This is a genomic window from Calothrix anomala FACHB-343 (assembly GCF_014696435.1).
In the GTDB taxonomy this organism is placed as follows: Bacteria; Cyanobacteriota; Cyanobacteriia; order Cyanobacteriales; family Nostocaceae; genus Aulosira; species Aulosira anomala_A.
The window spans coordinates 15,028-34,750 of sequence record NZ_JACJQG010000055.1 but is presented as its reverse complement, the minus strand read 5'-3'; the positions used below and the strand labels follow the sequence as shown (position 1 = coordinate 34,750).

The following is a 19,723-nucleotide window of genomic DNA, read 5'->3' as shown; positions in this document are numbered from 1 at the left end:
ATCCCCAATTGTTTTTAGTCAAAATTTAGCATGTCCATAAAACAATTAACATTGAAAAATATAACAGAATTATAAAAACATCCTAAAGCTAAAATTTGACTGGGGATCGCTACAACGTAGACCAATTAATGCATTTTGGCTCTACTACGTATTTATATCTAGAAGGAAAATATAGAGACATAAATTAGCCCTAAATGGGACTAAAAGATGAGCCTCAAATGAAACCTAATAAATTTTTGACATCTGCCTGTAGATATTGTCGCCATTATCAACCAGAAGGTCGCCGTGGCGGAATGTGCCAACAGTTAGGGGCCCCAGTTCAAGGAACTTGGAAAGCTTGCTCGTTAGCACTACCACCTTTTGCTCCTTCCTGGGAAACTTTAGAAGGTGCTTGGAGTTTACCAGATGCAACACCAGTTATAGTTGCATCTCCCAGCGTAGGTTCAGAATTAGAAAATAATACTCTTGTTTCCGTCCCAGAAACTCCTGTTTTTACAGCCGAACCGACAAAAACAGAGAAAGTACTGATTTAGCCATCTTTTATTCCCTGACTACTACCAATTTTGGATTTGCCAAAAAGTTTAGCCGCTATCTTAGACTGCTGTCTTAATTTATGGCTATCTTTTTTAGATAGGTTTGAGGTGAAAAATACTGCTAGTGTAGTGAAGATTTCTCCCGAAGAGAAACAATAACTATTGCATCCAAACTGGTATGAGTTTGTATTCTGATTGCAATTAATATTTGCCTTTAAAATTTTTGGTGCTGTCAATCTTCTGAGAAAATAGCCCCTATTAACAGGGGCTATTTTTGCCCTATTTTAGGGTAACCAAGGGAAATCGCGAAAATTAGGCGATCGCTTTTCTAAAAATGCTTGTTTCCCCTCAGCGCCTTCTTGTGTCATGTAATAAAGTAAAGTGGCATTACCCGCGAGTTCTTGCAAACCAGCTTGTCCGTCACAATCAGCATTCAATGCAGCTTTGAGACAGCGAATAGCAATGGGGCTTTTATCTAAAATTTCTTGCGCCCATTGAATACCCTCAGCTTCTAGTTGTTCGACTGGGACAATGGTATTAACTAAACCCATATCTAGGGCTTGTTGGGCGTTATATTGACGACAGAGAAACCAAATTTCTCTAGCTTTTTTTTGTCCGACAATGCGGGCGAGGTAGCTAGCACCAAATCCACCATCAAAACTCCCAACTTTCGGGCCAGTCTGCCCAAAAATAGCATTATCAGCCGCAATAGTCAGGTCACAAATCAGGTGCAAGACATGACCACCACCGATCGCATATCCTGCTACTAGAGCAATCACAACTTTTGGTAAGGAACGAATCAACCGTTGTAAGTCCAGTACATTTAAGCGGGGAGTTCCATCTTCATCTAAATAACCGCCATGACCCCTGACACTCTGATCGCCACCAGCACAGAAAGCGTATTTACCATCAGTATGGGGGCCTGCACCAGTAAATAAAATTACGCCAATAGAAGTATCTTCGCGGGCATCACAAAAAGCATCATACAGTTCAAATATAGTTTTGGGGCGGAAAGCATTACGTTTGTGGGGACGATTGATGGTAATTTTGGCAATACCATCGGTTTTTTGATACAAAACATCTTCGTAAGTTTTGGCTGTTTCCCAGTTAATTTCCATTGCTGTGGAATCCGCTATTGTGCTTGAGAATTTTAGCGCGGACTTAGGGACAAGCGATCGCTTCTAGCGCAATTAGCGAAGAAACAGATGGAAGGGAGATAAGGAAGACAAGGAAGCAAATAACTATTGACTTTTGCCCAATGCCCAATGCCCCATGCCCAATGCCCAATGCCCATTTTCAAACCAGGAACAGCGCCAATGCTACAGTTGTCCTATTCTGGAGAAGGGTAATAATCTTGTGGGTGAGACTGTGTTTTTCAGTGTTGTAATACCAACTTATAATCGCCAACCAATTTTAGAAAAGTGTCTCCGCGCTTTGGAAGTACAGAAATTTTCTTTGCCAACTGCGATCGCAGGTTACGAAATTGTCTTGGTAGATGATGGTTCTACGGATAGCACTTTGGAATGGTTAGCAGCCCATAAAGAAGAATTTCCTCACGTGCGATGTTTTGAACAAGACCACAAAGGCCCTGCGGCGGCGAGGAATTTGGGTGTAGAACAAGCACGAGGGGACACGATTATCTTTATTGATAGCGATCTAGTCGTACTAGAAAATTTCTTACAATCTCATGCTGATGCACTGGTGCAAGGGCAGAAGAAATTAGGAAGCGATCGCTTTTTTACCTATGGTGCAGTCATTAATACTTGTAATTTTGACAATCCCACTGCTGAACCTTATAAAGTCACAGATTTTTCTGCGGCTTTCTTTGCTACAGGAAACGTAGCCATTCCTAAACATTGGTTAGAAAAAGCTGGACTATTTGACACTAGCTTTCAACTTTATGGCTGGGAAGATTTAGAACTAGGCGTGAGGCTAAAAAATCTCGGTTTACAATTAATTAAATGTCCAGCAGCCGTAGGTTACCATTGGCATCCAGCCTTTAATTTAGAACAAATTCCTAACTTAATTGATAAAGAAATTCAACGCGGACGTATGGGCGTTTTATTTTATCAAAAGCACCCAACTTGGGAAGTGCGGATGATGATCCAAATGACTTGGTTACACCGCTTACTTTGGGGTATTCTCTCACTGAATGGTTCACTAAATGAGCGGACAATGGCACCATTTTTGCAATGGTTAATTAATTTAGGTAAACCCCAATTAGCTTTAGAAATTGCCCGAATCTTTCTCAATTGGTACAACGTTAAAGGCGTATATGAAGCCTACGCGCAATTAGAGGCTAGGGGTTAGAAATTTTCAAAGCTTTTTGCAGGGTTTGTTGGATTTACCCAAACTTTAACCAAGCTACGAATGTTATTTACTAATTCTGAAATATCATAATTGTGATAACTAATGCTATAGAAATCCGATTTGATTATTGAAAAAATTTAACTATGTGTAGTGGACTGACATAACTAAAATAGTGCATTAGATGTAGGTTGGGTTGAGGCTTTGCGAAACCCAACATGAATTTCAAAAACTCAACATAGATGCTGGTGTTGGGTTTCCTTACGTCAACCCAACCTACACAATTTTAGGTTTCTAACTCTAAAAATTACAAATGACCAATGACCAATGACTAATGACCAATCACTAATTCAAAGCTTCTTGATAAATTATTTCTTGAAACTGAATCATATCTTTTTGCGGGTCGGCAAGGCTGACTTTAACTAATAAATGTTCGCCTAAATTTACCGAACGTCTAAAAGACATGGGCAATTGTAACCCTAAATCTTCTAATAGAATTAGCGCTAAATTGCTGTCTTCCCGCAGCCACATTAATACTGTTACCTGCCAAACTTGCTCTGGGTAACGGCGTAAATATTCTAAAGCATAATATCTATTAGTTTGCCGTTCTACCATTGTCACTTCTTGAGTGATGCTGGTGACAGTCATCATCACTTCTTTGAGTTGTTCGGCGGAGAATGGTAAAACTTCGCCCCGCAAATGGGCTTTGAGTTGAAAATGGGTGAGTAAATCGCTGTAGCGGCGAATCGGAGAAGTGGCCTGAGTATATGTATCTAAACCCAAACCGGCGTGACGCACGGGGGTAATACTCATTTCGCTTTTAGGCATACAGCGACGCATAGCGCAGGCGCGAACAAACCCTGCGGGTAGCTGGAGTAATTCTTCTTCGGGCGGTAATTCTGGCTGTGGCTGACCGCGAAATGGTAAGGGTATTTTATGCTCTTGACCGTAGCGGGCGGCTACTTCACCGGCTAAAATCATCATTTCTGCGACTAATTGCCGGGATGAGGAATCATCTAAAATATCAATGCTGATTTCGTCGCCTTTGACTTTGATGGCGGCTTCCGGCATATTAATACTGATTGCGCCTTGGTTATAACGCCAAGTTCTCCGGCGCTGTGCCCAGGTGGAAATAGCTGCAATTTCTGGTTCTGCTTGAACGCCTAATTCTAGCATCTCATCTACATCTTCGTAGGTGAGGCGGTATGTGGGCTTAATTGTGCTGGGATGAATACTGTAATCTTCGACTTTGCCGGTGGAATCTAAAATTACGCCAAAACTGAGGGCACAGCAAACTCGCCCCTGTACCAAACTCATCGGCCCGGTTGCTAAAACTTCCGGGAACATGGGTACCATTCCTGTTGGCAAATAAACGGTACTACCGCGTTTTCTGGCTTCTAGGTCTAAATCATCCTCTGGCGCTAACAACCGCGTAGGATCGGCAATATGTACCCACAGCCGCTCTCTACCATCGGGGAGTAATTCCCAACTTAGACCATCATCGATTTCTGTGGTGCTTTCGTCATCAATTGTATATACCTTGAGATGAGTCAGATCTATACGGTCTGTATCTAGATCTGCGGGTGGGGAATCCAAACGCTGTTGCGCCACTTCTAATACCTTGCTAGGAAATTGAACCGGAATTGCTGAACGACGCAAAAACAAATTTTCATTGGGACTCCACCAACCCAAGTCAACTAATAGTTGAAATGCTCCTTGGGGCGTTGCTTGTCGTCCCAGCATGGTCATTGTTTCTAATACCGGGCCTGGGGGAGGATAGGCCCGAGATAAGGAATCGTAATTTACGCTCATCCGCACCACATCAGCGAGGAGGGCGGCGTATTTTTCAATCGCTTCTAAGCGCTGGCGGTCTGGACGTTGCCAATCTACTGTTTCACCTGCTAGGGCTTGTTCGACACGGGCTAAAAATTCCTGCTGTCCCCTGGCTTTTTGCGATTCTACTTCTAGCTGGTGTTTTCGTTCGGCTACCTGGGCTGTTGTCCGGGTTTCGTAACCGTCTCCTTTTTGCTTGAAATAGAGTTTGTCATCGGATAACAAGCAATGGGCGGCGTAACAATGAGGCGGTTCTGATTCGGAAAATAGTAGGTTAGCCATTTGTGATGGGGTTACCGATTCCCCATCCTCAACTAATAATTCCCAGGCTACTTCTAAGCTGGATGGGTCTAAATATGGCTTTACTTGTTCTAAAAACTGCGGTATGTCAGCCGACTTGTATGTTTGTCCGGTAACTGTATAGGTAATTTGTCTCGGCGCGAGGCTGTGGGATTGACCGCGTTCATCTACCACAAACCAACGGGTCTTTCCGTCTGGGCGATCTACTACTCCCAGACGGCGATCGCCTTGAACCCTAAATTCAACCAGCGTCCCCTTTTCCACAACTCTCGCGCTTAATTTAGTTAACTAGTAAATTTTAGATTTTGGATTGAATATTGACTACCAAATCCAAAATCTCATGATTTTTTATATGCAAAAGATGATTTTACACTGACTTCAGGAGATTTTAGATTGTGGAATCTGAAAATTTGCAGCCACTTTCATATTAAAAGTAGCTGCTAGAAAAGATCCATAACCTAAAATTCTCAATCGCCACTCGAATTAACCTTCTGCGTTGATGAACGGCAACAAAGCTACAATTCGAGCACGTTTAATTGCTAATGTCAAGTCTCTCTGTTGCTGACATGTTAGTCCTGTAATCCGCCGAGGTAGGATTTTACCGCGCTCGGTGATAAATTTGCGCAACAAATCAACATCTTTATAATCGATTGGTTCTCCCGGCTTAATCGGAGATAGACGACGACGATAGTAGCTCATTTTTACTTGATTTCCTTGTGGACTGTGTGTGTATTGCAATGAGAGCAGAACTTTTTCAGTTCTAATCGGTTGGTGGTGTTACGCCGATTTTTCGTAGTGGTATACCGGGAAACACCGGGAGAACGCTTGTTAGCGTTAGTGCGACATTCGGTACATTCTAGGGTCACGATTATGCGGACACCTTTACTCTTAGCCATAATCTTACAAACCGTAAAGCCTGGAGAGAATTAACACAAATGACTATCTTCTCACATTCCGTTGGATATTTTCAACTATTCGCTTGATTTTTATATCGAGGGAATAACCACGACGTGAGGAAACTATGGTAGTTCTCGCATAACGATCGTGCAATGCCTGATGCATTTGGCGATCGTAGAAGGCAGCTCCACAGTCAATAGCCAGAGGAAGTACTAGCAGTATAGCAGTGGGATTGGTACTAATGTTGCCTAGAGCAATGGAGATAAATAGCGCACTTACGCCAATAATTGTTTCTCGTTTAACTAGTGCTAGTAATTCGGGAATTCTCCCGATTATTTGCCCTTGTTCCACTTCCAATACTTTCAGATCAAATGCCCAACGCCCAAGGCTTTGTCCTTGATTGTTATAGGCTACTAGCACTCGTAAAACTAGCCAAGCTATCACAAATACGAAAATTTGGACAAATTGAATACCTGGGTTATTGCTTCTCAATAAAGAACTAATTAACCAAGCAACGAGGAAATCTAGCCCTAAGGCCATAGCGCGTCTTTTTATTTCCGCTTTGGGATAGTGTTTTTGGGGGACTCTGGCAATAGTCATAGAATTGATTCAATATTGTTTTCAGTATTTTTATGGATGTTTGCAGAATGATTTTGTGCCTTTATAGTTATTATTGAAGTGTGTTTTTAAGTACTGAATAGGTGTTAAATCACCAAAAATAAGGGAGTTAGTTATTTGAATAGTAGACCAGGAGAAATCAACAATATCGAGTATTATCACAGATGAATCCCATAGATTTATACTGAATTTGCCAGTGACGTAATTGCCAGACCCTGGGGAAAATACTTGGTGATAATAAGCACGACTAGTAATTATTTATATTTTGAGGATTATTCCTAATGAAATTTATCAACACAAAAGCAGTACAAATCCCAGTTAGTACAATTATTCCCATACTAACTGCCATTAGTGACCGCGATTATGCGCGTTTTCAACAATTACAAACAAATTTGGTCAAACAGCACGGTATGGAAGTATGGCAGGATGTTTTTGGTAGTCGTGTCTTCCCAGCATTAGACCAACAATCTAATAGATGGTTGTTGAAACTTTGGTGTAAGAGTTAGGGATGAGATTGAGAATTGGTATACTGAAACTTTGCTTCGGGTGCAATGACGATTGTTACAATGTTTTTTGGCAATATCGTAATAGCGATCGCTATGCATTCAGTCAGCGATACCGAAGCAATTATTTTAAATTTAGTCCAACCCCTAGATCATCAGCGTGACACCGAAGTTGTAGATTTATTCGCCGCCGCAGGTAGAATTTTAGCTGTACCCGTTACCAGTAATTTAGATTTTCCCCATTGGGATAACTCAGCAATGGATGGTTATGCTGTGCGCTACACAGATGTGCAACATTGTAGCGCCGAACAGCCAGCAGTTTTAGAAATTGTTGAGTCAATTCCGGCTGGATATCAACCCCAGTCTATAATTCAAGCAGGTCAAGCTGCAAGGATTTTTACTGGTGCGGTGATGCCTCAAGGTGCAGATACTGTAGTTATGCAAGAAAGGACAAGTCAACAGGAGAATTTTGTCCAAATTCTAGCTGCACCAAAACCACAAGAATTTGTCCGGCGTCAAGCTTCATTTTACCAAGCTGGGACACAATTATTACCAGCAGGGATTAAATTAAATGGGGCGGAAATTGCTGTGTTAGCGGCTGCGCAATGTGGGCGAGTGAGTGTTTACAGCACTCCAATTGTAGCAATATTTTCTACTGGGGATGAATTAGTAACCATCGATCAACCGCTAGCAGCAGGACAAATTGTTGATTCTAATGCTTATGCGTTGGCTGCTTTGGTGAGACAAAGCGGTGCTGAACCCTTAATGTTAGGGATTGTCAAGGATGAACCAGCAGCGCTGCAAAAAACAATTACTGAGGCGATCGCTCATGCTGATATAGTAATTTCTTCTGGTGGGGTTTCGGTTGGCGATTATGACTATGTTGAGCAAATTTTAGCAACGCTACAAGCGCAAATTCATATCCGTGCTGTGGCAATGAGGCCGGGTAAACCCCTCACTGTGGCGACATTTCCCCCAACGGTTGATGAGGGGGATAATAATCACAGAGTTCCTATATATTTTGGCTTACCGGGAAATCCTGCAGCTGTGTTGGTAACGTTTTTGCGGTTTGTGCAACCTGCAATTAAAAAATTAGCAGGATTAGCTCAAGGATGGAAAGTCGAGTTTGTGAAAGTGCGATCGCATCAAGAATTGCGATCGGATGGTAAACGGGAAACTTATATCTGGGGAAAATTACAGTTAGTTAATGGTGTTTATGAATTTTCTCCATCTGGCGGTAGCCATAGTTCGGGCAATTTAATTAATTTAGCACAAACTAATGCCCTAGCTGTTATCCCGGTGGGGAAAACGTTAATTTCAGCAGGTGAAGAGGTGGAAGTTTATTTTAATAGGGGCTAGGGGCTAGGGGCTAGGAATTAGGGTTAATTTTTCTTGCGTATTTTGGTGGATATGTCATCGTTTCTCCATATTTTGGTTTCATCAAAAACGCCCTTGATGACGGGGAAAGCTATCACTCAATACAGTTGAGTTACTAGAGAAAAGATTAAGATTCCTGTTGGTATGAACATAGTAAAACTTAACATTCTCAAGGAGCAAATCGGAACCAAATTTTTTCTGGTGTTTTTTTAGCGCCGCTTTTTTTTGGTGCTAGGATCTACGTCTATAAATAATCAAAAACAAGTGCTATAGCTGTGAAACAAAAGCCAAAACCAAGGATCGCTTTGCTTCGGGAAAAGGCAGGGCTAACCCAGCTTGAGTTGTCACGTCTTGTAGGTGTGACTGAAAGCACTATCCAGAACTGGGAAAGCGGTAGAACTGGGACGGATCATATTGAACGCATAATTAGGTTTTGCAAAGCACTCAATTGCCAAGTAGAAGACCTAATTGAATATATGGGCGATTCCCCAAAACAACCAGAAGCACAACCAAGTTCATTAAGTGAAATACATCATCTTTTAGGAACTGAGGAACCTGCACCTCCTACCAGTACTGATGCTGAAGTCGCACCAATAGGACATGGTAAATAATTACTAATTCGTAATTCGTAATTCGTAATTAAAAAATGGTGAATAGTAGACTTGTAGAGGTAACTCTGTGATAGTTGGCGTGTTTGCCATCAACTAATTACGAATTAATAATTACGAATTTTTAATTTTTACTGGTTGCCAAAAAGTATCGATGGTCACAAATTGATAGCCTTTTTGTAGTAGCTGGGGAATTAAAATTTCGCTGGTGGCAGCAACATCTTGACCGCCATAAGCACCATCATGTAAAACAATGATGGAACCATTTTTTACTTGTTGCGAAACGCGCTGCGTTACAGTGGAAATTCCTGGTCTAGTCCAATCAACTGGAACTACGCTCCACATGACTGGGCGATAATTCCACTGTAGTAAATATTTTAAAATTTTGGGTGTGAATAAACCGTTTGGTGGACGCACATCCCTGACTTGTTCTGGTGGAAGATTGCAAGCAGTATATATAGCAGCTTGGGTTTTTTCTAAGGTATCTCGCAGTTGTATTGGGGATAACAGGGGAAAAGATTGATGATCGTAACCATGCAATCCAATCCAGTGTCCGCGATCGCATATTGCTTTAGCAATCTCTGGGGAACGGTTGACACAAGCACCTAACCAAAAAAAACTAGCTCTAATTTGATAACGATCTAAAACAGCTAATAATTCAGGAGTATAGCGGGGATGAGGGCCATCATCAAATGTTAGAGCGATCGCGCGCGAATTATCGTCTCCACTCCACAAACAATTGCTAAATCTTGGTTGGAGAAGACGATAAAGAATTGGTAAAACAGAAGCTAGTTGCATTTTCATCAGATTGAGGATTATTTGCTGGTGATGTAGCCATTGCACAAGTTCAACACAACTGAGTTGCAAGAGATCGTACAGACATGGCAGATTTTCCACAAAGTCTTGTTTCGATCGTGACAGATTGCAAAAGATTTGTGTTGTCACAGCGCTAGCTACCGCAATCAGAAATAACATCTGAGATTGCAAGTTGCGATCGCTTGGTAAAGCTGTCTATTAATTTAGAGTAAATTATTGGCTTAACTGTAATTGGGTAACGGTTTCAAACTATCGATGGGTTAATTGGCTGAGTAAATGGCTGAGAATAGATCGGAATCAGAAACCCTCGATAGAACCGTTGATGTAAATGACATCTGGGAGATTAAAGGAGTTAGAAGCAGTAAACGCAGCTTTGAGAGGAGTTGGTGATGCGATTAATACATGCACTGGGATTTTTGGCACATTCGGAACATCAGGGATACAACGGACTATATATACATCAATTTACGGATAGACTACGGCACAAATGCTGATATTCTATGTGTTGACGGTTATCTCTTTACTAAATTAATGATGTAAAGGATGTTAAGCACAACACCCAATTTGTCTGTAATTGAACTCCTCCAAAACAAGAAAATTGCAGCTAAAGCGATTAAACGAAAGAACGGGCATTACGGTTATACTCCATTAACTCTCTACGTCCGCTACCACGGTGTGGTGCAGGCTTATCTGGTTGATTGGGTTTGGTTTTGGGTCTAGCTGAGAGCAAAGTTGGTGTAGCCGCAGAAACCAGGAACATATCGGACATTAAATTGGCCATTACTTGATAGCTAAAAATTAAGGTAGCCGTTACCAGGCTAGAGGCTAAAAGTGAAATTAACGCACGCATAGCAGATGTTTACTTTGGAACTCACATATTCACTGCTACTTAGTTTCTATTAGTGCATCCGGACAATTCCCTAAAAAGTATTGTTTTTTACAGAATAAAAATAAACTTTATCAAATATCCATATATTCGACTAGTAACCAATTACCAGCAGGGTTAATCCGACCGCAAACTGTCAGCAATTGCTGATGGTTACAAGCTTGTAGTTGTAAATTTACGTGCGATCGCAAGGTTACAAGCTGCCAAGTTGACTGTTGATAAGCTTTAGGAGTAATTATACTGAATCTGTAATTCTGCGGAGATATTAGTTGAAATACACCTGTGAAGGAATTAGACAACCGTGATAACACAGTTTTTGGACTATCGTAATAATACGGAGATGACGATGAAGTGGGAAAATTGCCATCAAGCGGATAGCTAGCTGGATTATTTAAAAAATGTATTTGCCATTGCTGCCACTGAATATCTGCGGGTGTTGAATTAAACAAGGGAATAATTGCTGCTGGAGAACGCTTGTCTTGAATTAAAGCCATTTGCAGCGCTGTTACTAGTAAATCGCGCGGTTGACAATTAAACTCTATACACATAGCCGCAGCCATACCTGCTGCTTGACCAATTCCCATGACGACAGGTTGTAATCTCGTAGCCCCATTAGCAATATGTGATACAGAAATATTCTTTTCGCAGACTAAAAAACCATCTGTATTGATAGGAATGAGGCTGCTGTAGGGAATGGTGAAGGGCGTTCCCGTCCAGCGTCCCCCCCAACGAATCGATTTTGGTTGGAGGGGAAAGTCAAAACCTGGGTAATGGTGATCGTTGGGATAATTGGCGATCGCAATTGTATCTATATTTAATGATGCTACCTGACCTCCAGACACAGGTAAGATATCTTGTTCTGTAATTGTTTTCATTCCCACCAAGCGCCGACTTTCCCGGTAATAGGGATGCAAAGCAAAAGCGCTAGGAGAATGGGGAAATACCTGTGTAGCTAAACCGTAACGCCGACCAAGTTGATTTTGGATAAAATGGGCAAAATTTTGACTATGCCAGCGAGATTCTTGAATGAACTCATCTCTGCTAGCTTTTGACTCTACTAGCCGCCCTAAATCTGCGCCATAGTCGTTACCGCATATCGGCCAATTCATCATCAATAAACCGCCTGGTAAGCGCCCGTAGTTGATAAATTGTTCTGCACCATAGTTATCCCAAGCGCCAACAAATAGAGATGGATCGTAATTCGGCGCTGGGGGAATTTCTGGGGCGGTATCTATGCCAAAATCCTGCATTAGCACTACCCCAGTAGGCGCTTGTACAGGGTATTTTTCCGTGAGATGATTAGGAGAATCTGGGGCGCTTAGTTCTTCCCATTGCTCTTGCCATTCCCAACCCCAACGATAAGGTATTTCTGCCAAAGCCAATAAATCGCCTAACTCTGTACCATCGAGAGTAATTTTGGCTTGGACAGTAAAATCAGAAAATCTTACGCCAGTGACACAATTTCCCTCGCGCAACACCTCTAGGGGAACTTCTCCCGCAATCCAATGCAGATTTGCTAATTCTTGCACCCAATCCGCGAAAATCTGCGCCCCTACTCGCGGATCGAAACTAAAAAAGCTTACCCAGCTATGATCTAAACCTTCTGGCTGACGTTGCTGCAATTCTCGTAAAAATTCGCCCCACAACCCCGTCTGAAACGCTTCTAATTCATTTCCATCGGGAACAGATACCCCGGCTGAGGTTAACATTCCCCCCAACCAAGCAAACTCACTCACCAAGATAGTTTTCGCACCGCGTCGCGCTGCTTGAATCGCTGCTGCTGTACCCCCAACTCCCCCACCGACAACTAAAACATCAGCTTGATATGTCTGATTCAGCATTGCTTAACCCTATTCGTAGATGACGACAAGATAATGTTTGTTTCGGATATTGCGTTTATGTATTATGAAATATATAAAAACCACAATCCCGAAAATATCATGTTCCAGATCAACCAACCCCTAGATTTAGTGATTCCGCCAGAGCAAGAAACTCAGTCTATCAAAGAACTGGCACGACGAGATGACAATCGTAAGCAAGGTCTGAAAGAATTAACCCAGTTTCTTGAAGAAGAAGGGTTTTATGCGGAAGAGGCTGGTGAAGTAAAGCAGTAATTATGGATTATTTGTATCTGATTTTGTAATCTTGCTTGCTTTATTTATCCAGAATTTATGAGGATAGCAAATGAAGGTTTTTTTAGCTGATACAGATCATCTCGAAAGCCTATCAATATTGTTTGATAAATATCGTGTTTTTTATGGGCAGCTATCAGACATTGAAGCTGCAAAAGAATTTCTAAAAGAGCGTTTCAAGCATAATGGTTCAGTAGTATTTGTAGCTCAGGATAATGGAGAAATCATAGGGTTTACTCAACTTTATCCTAGCTTTTCTTCAGTTTCGATGAAGCGAGTCTGGATATTAAACGATTTGTATGTAAAAGAATCATATCGTCGTCAGAAAGTAGCAACATTATTGATCCATGCTGCACAAGAGTATGCAAAACAGAGTGGTGCAGTTCGGATAGTTTTAGCTACTCATATTTCTAATACAACTGCTCAAAAGCTCTATGAATCACAAGGATATATCAAAGATGTAGAATTTTACCATTACGCTTTACGATTGCAGTAGTAGCATCACATCTTTACTATGTTCCACCAAGTTTTGCAACCTTGGAGATTGATGAGGTACTGTATTAAAAGCAAAAATCTCAAATTTGATAGGTTAACTTTGACCAGTAAATGTTACATCTAGTAACGTTGAGCGGTGAAAAATCAACGTGAAAGCACAGGTATTTAGAGGCGTAAATCAACTTTCCTACGAAGAAATCCCAGTCCCGACTCTGGAACCGGATGAAGTGCTGGTGAAGGTGGGGGTAGTAGGATTGTGTCAGTCAGATATTAAGAAAATTCGTTATCCCCTGTACGAACCGCCGCGTATTTTTGGACATGAAACGGCGGGTACAATCGCATCTGTGGGTGCTGATGTCAAAAATTGGCAAGTAGAACAAAGGGTGGCGGTAATGCACCATATTCCCTGTATGCGTTGCGCCTACTGCCTCAATGAAAATTATTCCATGTGTGATGTTTATAAAAACATCTCGACTACAGCCGGATTTAACGCCAGTGGCGGCGGTTTTGCGGAATATGTCAAAGTCCCAGGACATATTGTGCAAAATGGCGGCTTAATTCCGATTCCCGATGATATCAGTTTTGAAGCTGCGAGTTTTGTGGAACCGACTAATTGCTGTTTAAAAGCAGTCAAAAAAGCGCAAATTGCACCGGGACAAACGGTATTAATCACAGGTGCGGGGCCAATTGGCTTAATGTTTATTATGTTGGTGAAGTATTTTGGTGGTAGAGCGATCGCTACCGACTTACTACCCTCTAGAATTGAAAAAGCTTTAAATGTTGGTGCAGAAGCAGCTTTTGATGCACGCGACGCTGATTTACCTGCAAAAATTCAAGCTATCACTGGTGGTTTGGGTGTAGATGTTACCTTACTCGCCGTACCTAGCGAAAAAGCCTTCTTTCAAGCTTTAGATTGCACTCGCAAAGGTGGTAAAATTCTGTTTTTCGCGGAGTTTCCCGACGAAATCGAAATTCCCGTCAATCCCAATATTTTATATCGCCGGGAAATCGACTTAATGGGCAGTTATAGCTCATCCTACCGCTTACAAAATCTTTCAGCCGATATTGTCTTTAATCGCCGGATTGATGTAGAAGCCTTAATTAGCGATCGCTATCCTCTACAAGATTTATCACAAGCTGTAGAACAAGCGATCGCACCCAAACCAGACACCTACAAAATCTTGATATATCCCTAAATATTCGGTCAACAGTCAACAGTCAACAGTCAACAGTCAACCGTCAACCATCAAAAATGCCCATCACCCTCATAATCGTCGCTCTACTCGCCTTCTACGTTGCCTTTAACCTTGGTGCTAACGATGTTGCTAACGCAATGGGAACTTCTGTTGGTTCTAAGGCTGTAACTTTGCGACAGGCGTTAATAATTGCTGGGGTGTTGGAGTTTGCGGGTGCGGTATTGTTTGGACAAGAGGTAACGGAAACTCTCGCCACAAAAGTGGCTAATCCGGCTTTATTTGCGGCTACACCGCAAGTTTTACTCATGGGGATGGTGACGGTATTATTAGCCTCTGGGGTGTGGCTACAAATCGCCACATCGCGGGGGTTACCTATATCTTCCTCCCATGCGGTTGTCGGTGCGATCGCAGGTTTTAGTTGGGTAGCTTTGGGAGTAGGTGCAATTGATTGGTCATCGATTGGTTCAATTACTATTGGCTGGATTTTAACCCCTGTAATTAGCGGTGCGATAGCGGCTTTATTTTACAGTCAAATCAAGCGTTGGATTTTGGATCAACCAAATCAACTGTTGCAGTTAAATGAATGGCTTCCTTGGTTGAGTGCGGTACTTATCGGCACATTTGGCGTGATTGTTCTGCCATCGCTGACTGAACCTTTAAGCAATTATTTGATTAACCAAGTTGGGTTAAATCTCCCAGCTTACGATATTCCTATTTTTACAGGTGCGATCGCCGCCGTGGGACTCACCTTTTATAGCTGGCGACAATTACAAGACAATACAACCCCCAACGCCACTGAGAGGATATTTGGGCGGTTTCAATTGCTGAGTGCTTGCTTTGTCGCCTTTGCACATGGTTCTAATGATGTGGGAAATGCGATCGCACCTCTAGCCGCGATCGTTTATATTAAGCAAACTGGTAGCGTACCGATAAATGGCATTACCATCCCCATCTGGATTTTAATCCTTGGTGGGGTCGCAATTGTTAGTGGTTTAGCTGTTTGGGGTAAAAAAGTTATTGCTACCATTGGCGAAAATATTATTGCCTTACAACCTAGTAGTGGATTTTGTGCGGAACTTGCCACCGCTACAACGATTCTCATCGCGTCCCGTCTCGGTTTACCTGTATCCACTTCCCATGCCCTAGTTGGTGGCGTGGTGGGTATTGGACTCGTGCAAAATCTCAAGTCGATTCAATTCCAAACTTTAAAAGGTATCGCCGCCGCATGGTTAATTACTGTTCCCATCAGCGCCATTCTCAGCGCTGCTATCTTTAGCATTGTCAAGATATTTTTTCTATCAAGTTGATAACAGAATCCTCATTAATTATTTACACTTTTCTCATTTTCTTTGTGTCTGTATCAAAAATAGCTAAATGCAAATTTAAACACGCTAAAGCTAAAATGCTTTTTGCATAATTTCTGTTAATTAATTAGAATAATTTTCATAGGTTGACAATATTCGGAATTAGCGCAAACCAATAATTTAACCACATTTACAGATATAAACTGTCACTGAAGTTACATTCAATACTAATTATTAATCAGGCAGAAGGCAGAAGGCAGAAGGCAGAAGGAGAAGCCAAATAAATAAAGGCACAGAGATTTAATTCAAACATAGTATTTTTGCTGTGGCGGCTCTCAAAATACCTTCTCATCTTTTGTTTATCAATAAATTTAGTTGCCTTAAACCCTCTTGGCACAAGGAAAAAGTATTTTTATAACTTCTGCCCTCTGCCCTCTGCCTTTCTTGAGTTAGTCTAGTTACAAAATTGATATACCCTAGTGGTAGCAAAGTATCCATTTACAAGTTTTTAACAATTCCTATCTGTACAAAAAGAATACGTATTGATTTGGGGTAAGATTTTTTCTCATGAAAAAATCCTGCTAAAAACATAGATGATTGAAATAAGACTGACAGAATGTTTACCTGTGATGCCAAACTAAACACACTAGATTAACTAATTAGCTAAATTATATGCTTTGCAACCCCGCGTGCAGCATGACAAAATTACGTTGATATGCGTAAGTCCTGTTAAAATTTTTGGTTTATCTAACGAACTCTAGGAAATTAATATGAAGGCCAAGCAGTTATACGGGAAGCAGCTTTATCGTCAAAATGTTAGAGGTTAAAAGCGAATGGGGCGATTTGAGAAGCAACCAGACAACCCGCGAGTGAGAAGCGATTTATCTAGAGCAGCAGAAAATGCGCTATGGGCGGTTGTTGAGGATTTAGAAAATCTTCAGCAGCACATTTTGCGATCGCTACAAGAGGAAGTAAAACAGCTTCAGGGCGAAAAAACTCGTTTAAGTGACGATATTCAGCGACTGCTTGACGAAAAAGAACAGTTACAACAGGTAAAGCAAATCACCGAACAACAGGTGTTAATTCGTCAATTAGCAGAAGCTTTAGCAAAACATATATCTTCCCATCTGCAATCCTCGCTAACGACAATCGCTAGCGAAGCAATAGAGAAAAACTCATACCAAAGCTTAAACGCAGCTGCAGAAAACAACGATAATGTCGAGCAGATGCTCAGTTCTTTGGATGATAGCCTGACTAACACCTTTAATTTACTGCAACAGGAGCTGAAGAACTACCAAAGTAATCTTTCCCAACAGCTGTATCGGATGGAAGGTCAACAACAGCAAGGGGAATCTATTATAGCGGAGTTAATTAGCCGGCTGCAAGGACTGGAAAAAACAATTGCTGAAACTTCAGTCAAAACTCAACCTTTATCACCACCGACGGTATTACAAGTAGAAGTACCACCACCAACCGTCATCTCACCCCCTACTGTCATCCAACTTCCCCCAGCAGCAACGCAGATGACTGGGGAAAATTCCGCCAGTTTACAACAGAACAGCATTACTAGCGAAATTCCCGAAAATAACACAGCACCATTAGAAGTCACCGTTTTACCAGAAAGGGAAATTGTCAGCGAACCAGTTTCTGTGATTGTTCCGGAATCATCAGCAAAGGAAACATTCAGCAGCAAAGAAAATGAACCAGTTTCGGTACTTGTTCCAGAAATTTCCCAGAATGAACCAACACCAGAACCTACTTCAGCGCTAGTCAACAGTAATGAATCTGAACCGATTTCGGTACTTGTTCCAGAAATTTCCCAGAATGAACCGACAGCAGAACCTACTTCAGCGCTAGTCAACGGTAATGAATCTGAACCACTTTCTGTAATTGTTCCGGAATTAGCAGCGAGTGAAACTACACCGGAACCGATAGCTGAAAAAGAAGCAACATCAACCACATTCAACAGCAACAATTCTGAGCCAATTTCTGTGCTTTCTCCAGAATTATCGGCAAATGAAACTGCGCCAGAACCTATTATTCCGTTACCTGAAGCTACACCACCACCAGTAAGCAATAACCAAGAACAGCCAATTTCTCTCACCTCTAGAGATGAATCACTAAGAAAAACTCCAACCGAAACGACTTTATCAACCCGTAAACAAGGATTAGCAGCGCCTTCATTACCTTTAACTAGCTCCGCCAACTTATCATCAATTCAGATAGGTTTCTTGTTGATTGTGCTGTCAACAGCAGCATCGGCGCTGTATAACGTAGCCATTAAGGTAATATTCCAGCAAGAATCAGAAATTTTGGGATTAGTGCAAGTAGAGCGATTGCTACTGCCAACTTTAGGTAATGTATTATTAATTTTAATGCTGCGGTTGCTAGTAGTTGTACCACTAATGTTATTATTAGCGCCGATGATGCATCCTAGAGTTTGGGAAGATTTACAAACTCTATTTACCTCCCTCGGTAAAGATTCTAGCCCTACCAAAAGCAAGACACTCAAAGTTTTGCAATTTTCCATTGCTAGCGGTTGCTTTTTGTTTTTATCGCAAGTGCTGATTTACATTGCGATTAGCCAAGTAACTACCGGAATGGCGATCGCACTTTTCTTTATCTATCCCGTGATTAGCGGACTGTTATCATGGTTCTTATTCCGCGATCGCCCGAATAAATTCCGTAATGCAGCTATTGGCGCTTTATTTTGCGGCGAGTTACTAATTTTAGGCGGTGCTAGCGGTGTTGGTAATGTATCCCTGGGAAGTACCACAGCCATTTTATCAGGACTCGCCTTTGCAGTTTACGTCATCCTCACCAGAATATGCGCCAGCAAATTGCACCCAGTATCCTTTACAGTGATTAACTTCACTACCATGTTGCTGTTGAGTGTCATTGGTTTAATGATTCCCTTCCCAGGAGATTTAAGCTTAAATTTTCAACCTGCTAGATTATTAGAAGTGATTTTATGCGCCTTCATTTTAGGCGTACTCACATTATTTGGTTACATCTGCAATAATGTAGGAATTCGCCAACTAGGCGCACCCCGTTCAACAATTATTGGTGCAAGCGTTCCATTTTTGACGGTAATTTTTGCAGGTTTGTTAATTCAAGAAAATTTAGAATTAGTCCAAATTTTGGGAGTCCTTTTAGTTACTTTTGGCGCAGCAGCCTTTAGCTTTGAAAAAATGCGAACTCAGGTTAATTCTAATTCACAAACTTAGAGGCGTGAAATTTTGATCGTAGTGAAAGCAGGAGGCTTTTTACCTCCTGCATAGCTAATACAACTTTAGATTTTAAATTTTAGATTTTGGATTGGGAATTACCTGATTTTTCAGCCTTCCGCGAATCCATCTTTTACCTAATTTGTGCAAATTGAGATAATAAAATTTATGTTAGTGAAGCTACACTAAATTCTCTTAATTCCTCTTGGCGTCTTCTCTGCGAGACGCTGCGCGTTGGCGGAAGCCTCTCGCAGAGAAGGCGGTTTTTTTTATATTCCAGAATTCATATCAATTGCGAAATTGGTTAATTAAAATTACAGCGTTTGCATCAAATCGAAAAATCCATAAAGACTAATAAAAAGTAATATAAACGCTGTAAACTTGGTCATTTTAGATTGCTGAGAAGGAGCGATCGCTTCTCTGACTAGAATAGAAATAGATGCCCCTACTACTAAGCTTAAACCCAGTACCATATAAGGTCTATCGGGTAAAACAGTGGCAATTCCTAACATCACAATCGCCACCGTTAACATTAATAATTCCACAAACCGAGGTGGATTGTACTGGCTAGATAAAATAAAAGTATTCAACCAAAAATGCCAATATCTCATAGTTAATTATTATTGTCATTAGTCATTAGTCATTAGTCATTGGTCATTGGTCATTTGTGAGGGTTTCAAGTTGGGTAGGT

20 protein-coding genes are annotated in these 19,723 nt (G+C 41.4%); 10 read left to right on the top strand and 10 right to left on the bottom strand.

Annotated elements, in window-relative coordinates:
• The first annotated feature begins 218 nt into the window (after window positions 1–218).
• Window positions 219–533 carry a hypothetical protein gene (locus tag H6G08_RS26100; protein ID WP_190548333.1) on the top strand — a complete coding sequence of 105 codons (315 nt, stop codon included), beginning with the start codon at window positions 219–221 and terminating at the stop codon, window positions 531–533.
• Between the two features lie 284 nt (window positions 534–817).
• Here H6G08_RS26100 and menB read toward each other — a convergent pair whose 3' ends face one another.
• The gene (menB, locus tag H6G08_RS26095) at window positions 818–1,651 is read right to left on the bottom strand and encodes a 1,4-dihydroxy-2-naphthoyl-CoA synthase (protein ID WP_096642301.1); all 834 of its coding nucleotides are present in this window, start codon (window positions 1,649–1,651) and stop codon (window positions 818–820) included.
• 250 nt (window positions 1,652–1,901) lie between these two features.
• Between menB and H6G08_RS26090 the strand changes: the two genes are divergently transcribed.
• Window positions 1,902–2,843, top strand: a complete 942-nt coding sequence (locus H6G08_RS26090; protein ID WP_313942794.1) for a glycosyltransferase family 2 protein — start codon at window positions 1,902–1,904, stop codon at window positions 2,841–2,843.
• 342 nt (window positions 2,844–3,185) lie between these two features.
• Here the strand turns inward: H6G08_RS26090 and H6G08_RS26085 are convergent, their stop codons facing one another.
• The 4 genes from H6G08_RS26085 to H6G08_RS26070 all read right to left on the bottom strand — a co-directional run bounded on the left by H6G08_RS26085 (window position 3,186) and on the right by H6G08_RS26070 (window position 6,470).
• Window positions 3,186–5,237: a ribonuclease catalytic domain-containing protein gene (locus H6G08_RS26085; RefSeq protein ID WP_190548329.1), complete on the bottom strand. Its 2,052-nt coding sequence runs from the start codon at window positions 5,235–5,237 to the stop codon at window positions 3,186–3,188.
• A 219-nt stretch (window positions 5,238–5,456) separates the two neighbouring features.
• Window positions 5,457–5,672, bottom strand: coding sequence for a 30S ribosomal protein S18 (gene rpsR, locus H6G08_RS26080; protein WP_062296148.1), 216 nt, complete (start codon window positions 5,670–5,672; stop codon window positions 5,457–5,459).
• Window positions 5,673–5,674: 2 nt separating this feature from the next.
• Window positions 5,675–5,869: a 50S ribosomal protein L33 gene (rpmG, locus tag H6G08_RS26075; protein WP_086683484.1), complete on the bottom strand. Its 195-nt coding sequence runs from the start codon at window positions 5,867–5,869 to the stop codon at window positions 5,675–5,677.
• 43 nt (window positions 5,870–5,912) lie between these two features.
• Window positions 5,913–6,470, bottom strand: coding sequence for an RDD family protein (locus H6G08_RS26070; protein ID WP_190548327.1), 558 nt, complete (start codon window positions 6,468–6,470; stop codon window positions 5,913–5,915).
• A 299-nt stretch (window positions 6,471–6,769) separates the two neighbouring features.
• Here H6G08_RS26070 and H6G08_RS26065 point away from each other — a divergent pair, with 299 nt between their 5' ends.
• The 3 genes from H6G08_RS26065 to H6G08_RS26055 all read left to right on the top strand — a co-directional run bounded on the left by H6G08_RS26065 (window position 6,770) and on the right by H6G08_RS26055 (window position 8,979).
• Window positions 6,770–6,994 (top strand): hypothetical protein, encoded by a 225-nt coding sequence (locus H6G08_RS26065; RefSeq protein WP_190548325.1) that lies wholly within the window; start codon window positions 6,770–6,772, stop codon window positions 6,992–6,994.
• 93 nt (window positions 6,995–7,087) lie between these two features.
• On the top strand, window positions 7,088–8,350 hold the full coding sequence (locus H6G08_RS26060) for a molybdopterin molybdotransferase MoeA (protein ID WP_190548386.1): 1,263 nt from the start codon (window positions 7,088–7,090) through the stop codon (window positions 8,348–8,350).
• Between the two features lie 293 nt (window positions 8,351–8,643).
• Window positions 8,644–8,979, top strand: a complete 336-nt coding sequence (locus H6G08_RS26055) for a helix-turn-helix transcriptional regulator (protein WP_096642294.1) — start codon at window positions 8,644–8,646, stop codon at window positions 8,977–8,979.
• A gap of 111 nt (window positions 8,980–9,090) precedes the next feature.
• Here H6G08_RS26055 and H6G08_RS26050 read toward each other — a convergent pair whose 3' ends face one another.
• The 4 genes from H6G08_RS26050 to H6G08_RS26040 form a co-directional block, all read right to left on the bottom strand.
• Window positions 9,091–9,774, bottom strand: coding sequence for a polysaccharide deacetylase family protein (locus H6G08_RS26050; protein WP_190548384.1), 684 nt, complete (start codon window positions 9,772–9,774; stop codon window positions 9,091–9,093).
• A gap of 315 nt (window positions 9,775–10,089) precedes the next feature.
• On the bottom strand, window positions 10,090–10,215 hold the full coding sequence (locus H6G08_RS38325; protein ID WP_277877855.1) for a hypothetical protein: 126 nt from the start codon (window positions 10,213–10,215) through the stop codon (window positions 10,090–10,092).
• Window positions 10,216–10,405: 190 nt separating this feature from the next.
• On the bottom strand, window positions 10,406–10,642 hold the full coding sequence (gene patX, locus H6G08_RS26045; RefSeq protein WP_190548323.1) for a heterocyst-inhibiting protein PatX: 237 nt from the start codon (window positions 10,640–10,642) through the stop codon (window positions 10,406–10,408).
• Between the two features lie 110 nt (window positions 10,643–10,752).
• Window positions 10,753–12,519 carry an FAD-dependent oxidoreductase gene (locus H6G08_RS26040; protein ID WP_190548321.1) on the bottom strand — a complete coding sequence of 589 codons (1,767 nt, stop codon included), beginning with the start codon at window positions 12,517–12,519 and terminating at the stop codon, window positions 10,753–10,755.
• Between the two features lie 99 nt (window positions 12,520–12,618).
• On the opposite strand from H6G08_RS26040, the gene H6G08_RS26035 reads away from it, so the two are divergent.
• From H6G08_RS26035 to H6G08_RS26015, 5 genes are all read left to right on the top strand, one after another.
• A complete protein-coding gene (locus H6G08_RS26035) occupies window positions 12,619–12,792 on the top strand; it encodes a hypothetical protein (protein WP_190548319.1) in 174 nt (57 codons plus the stop codon).
• Between the two features lie 70 nt (window positions 12,793–12,862).
• Entirely contained in the window at window positions 12,863–13,306 is a 444-nt protein-coding gene (locus tag H6G08_RS26030; protein ID WP_190548317.1) for a GNAT family N-acetyltransferase, read from the top strand.
• Between the two features lie 148 nt (window positions 13,307–13,454).
• Complete coding sequence (locus H6G08_RS26025; protein WP_190548315.1) at window positions 13,455–14,501, top strand: zinc-dependent dehydrogenase; 1,047 nt, start codon at window positions 13,455–13,457, stop codon at window positions 14,499–14,501.
• A gap of 56 nt (window positions 14,502–14,557) precedes the next feature.
• Window positions 14,558–15,808 carry an inorganic phosphate transporter gene (locus tag H6G08_RS26020; protein ID WP_190548313.1) on the top strand — a complete coding sequence of 417 codons (1,251 nt, stop codon included), beginning with the start codon at window positions 14,558–14,560 and terminating at the stop codon, window positions 15,806–15,808.
• Window positions 15,809–16,638: 830 nt separating this feature from the next.
• The gene (locus H6G08_RS26015; RefSeq protein WP_190548311.1) at window positions 16,639–19,032 is read left to right on the top strand and encodes an EamA family transporter; all 2,394 of its coding nucleotides are present in this window, start codon (window positions 16,639–16,641) and stop codon (window positions 19,030–19,032) included.
• Window positions 19,033–19,346: 314 nt separating this feature from the next.
• On the opposite strand, the gene H6G08_RS26010 is transcribed toward H6G08_RS26015, so the two are convergent.
• The gene (locus H6G08_RS26010; RefSeq protein WP_190548309.1) at window positions 19,347–19,643 is read right to left on the bottom strand and encodes a hypothetical protein; all 297 of its coding nucleotides are present in this window, start codon (window positions 19,641–19,643) and stop codon (window positions 19,347–19,349) included.
• Window positions 19,644–19,723: the final 80 nt, after the last annotated feature.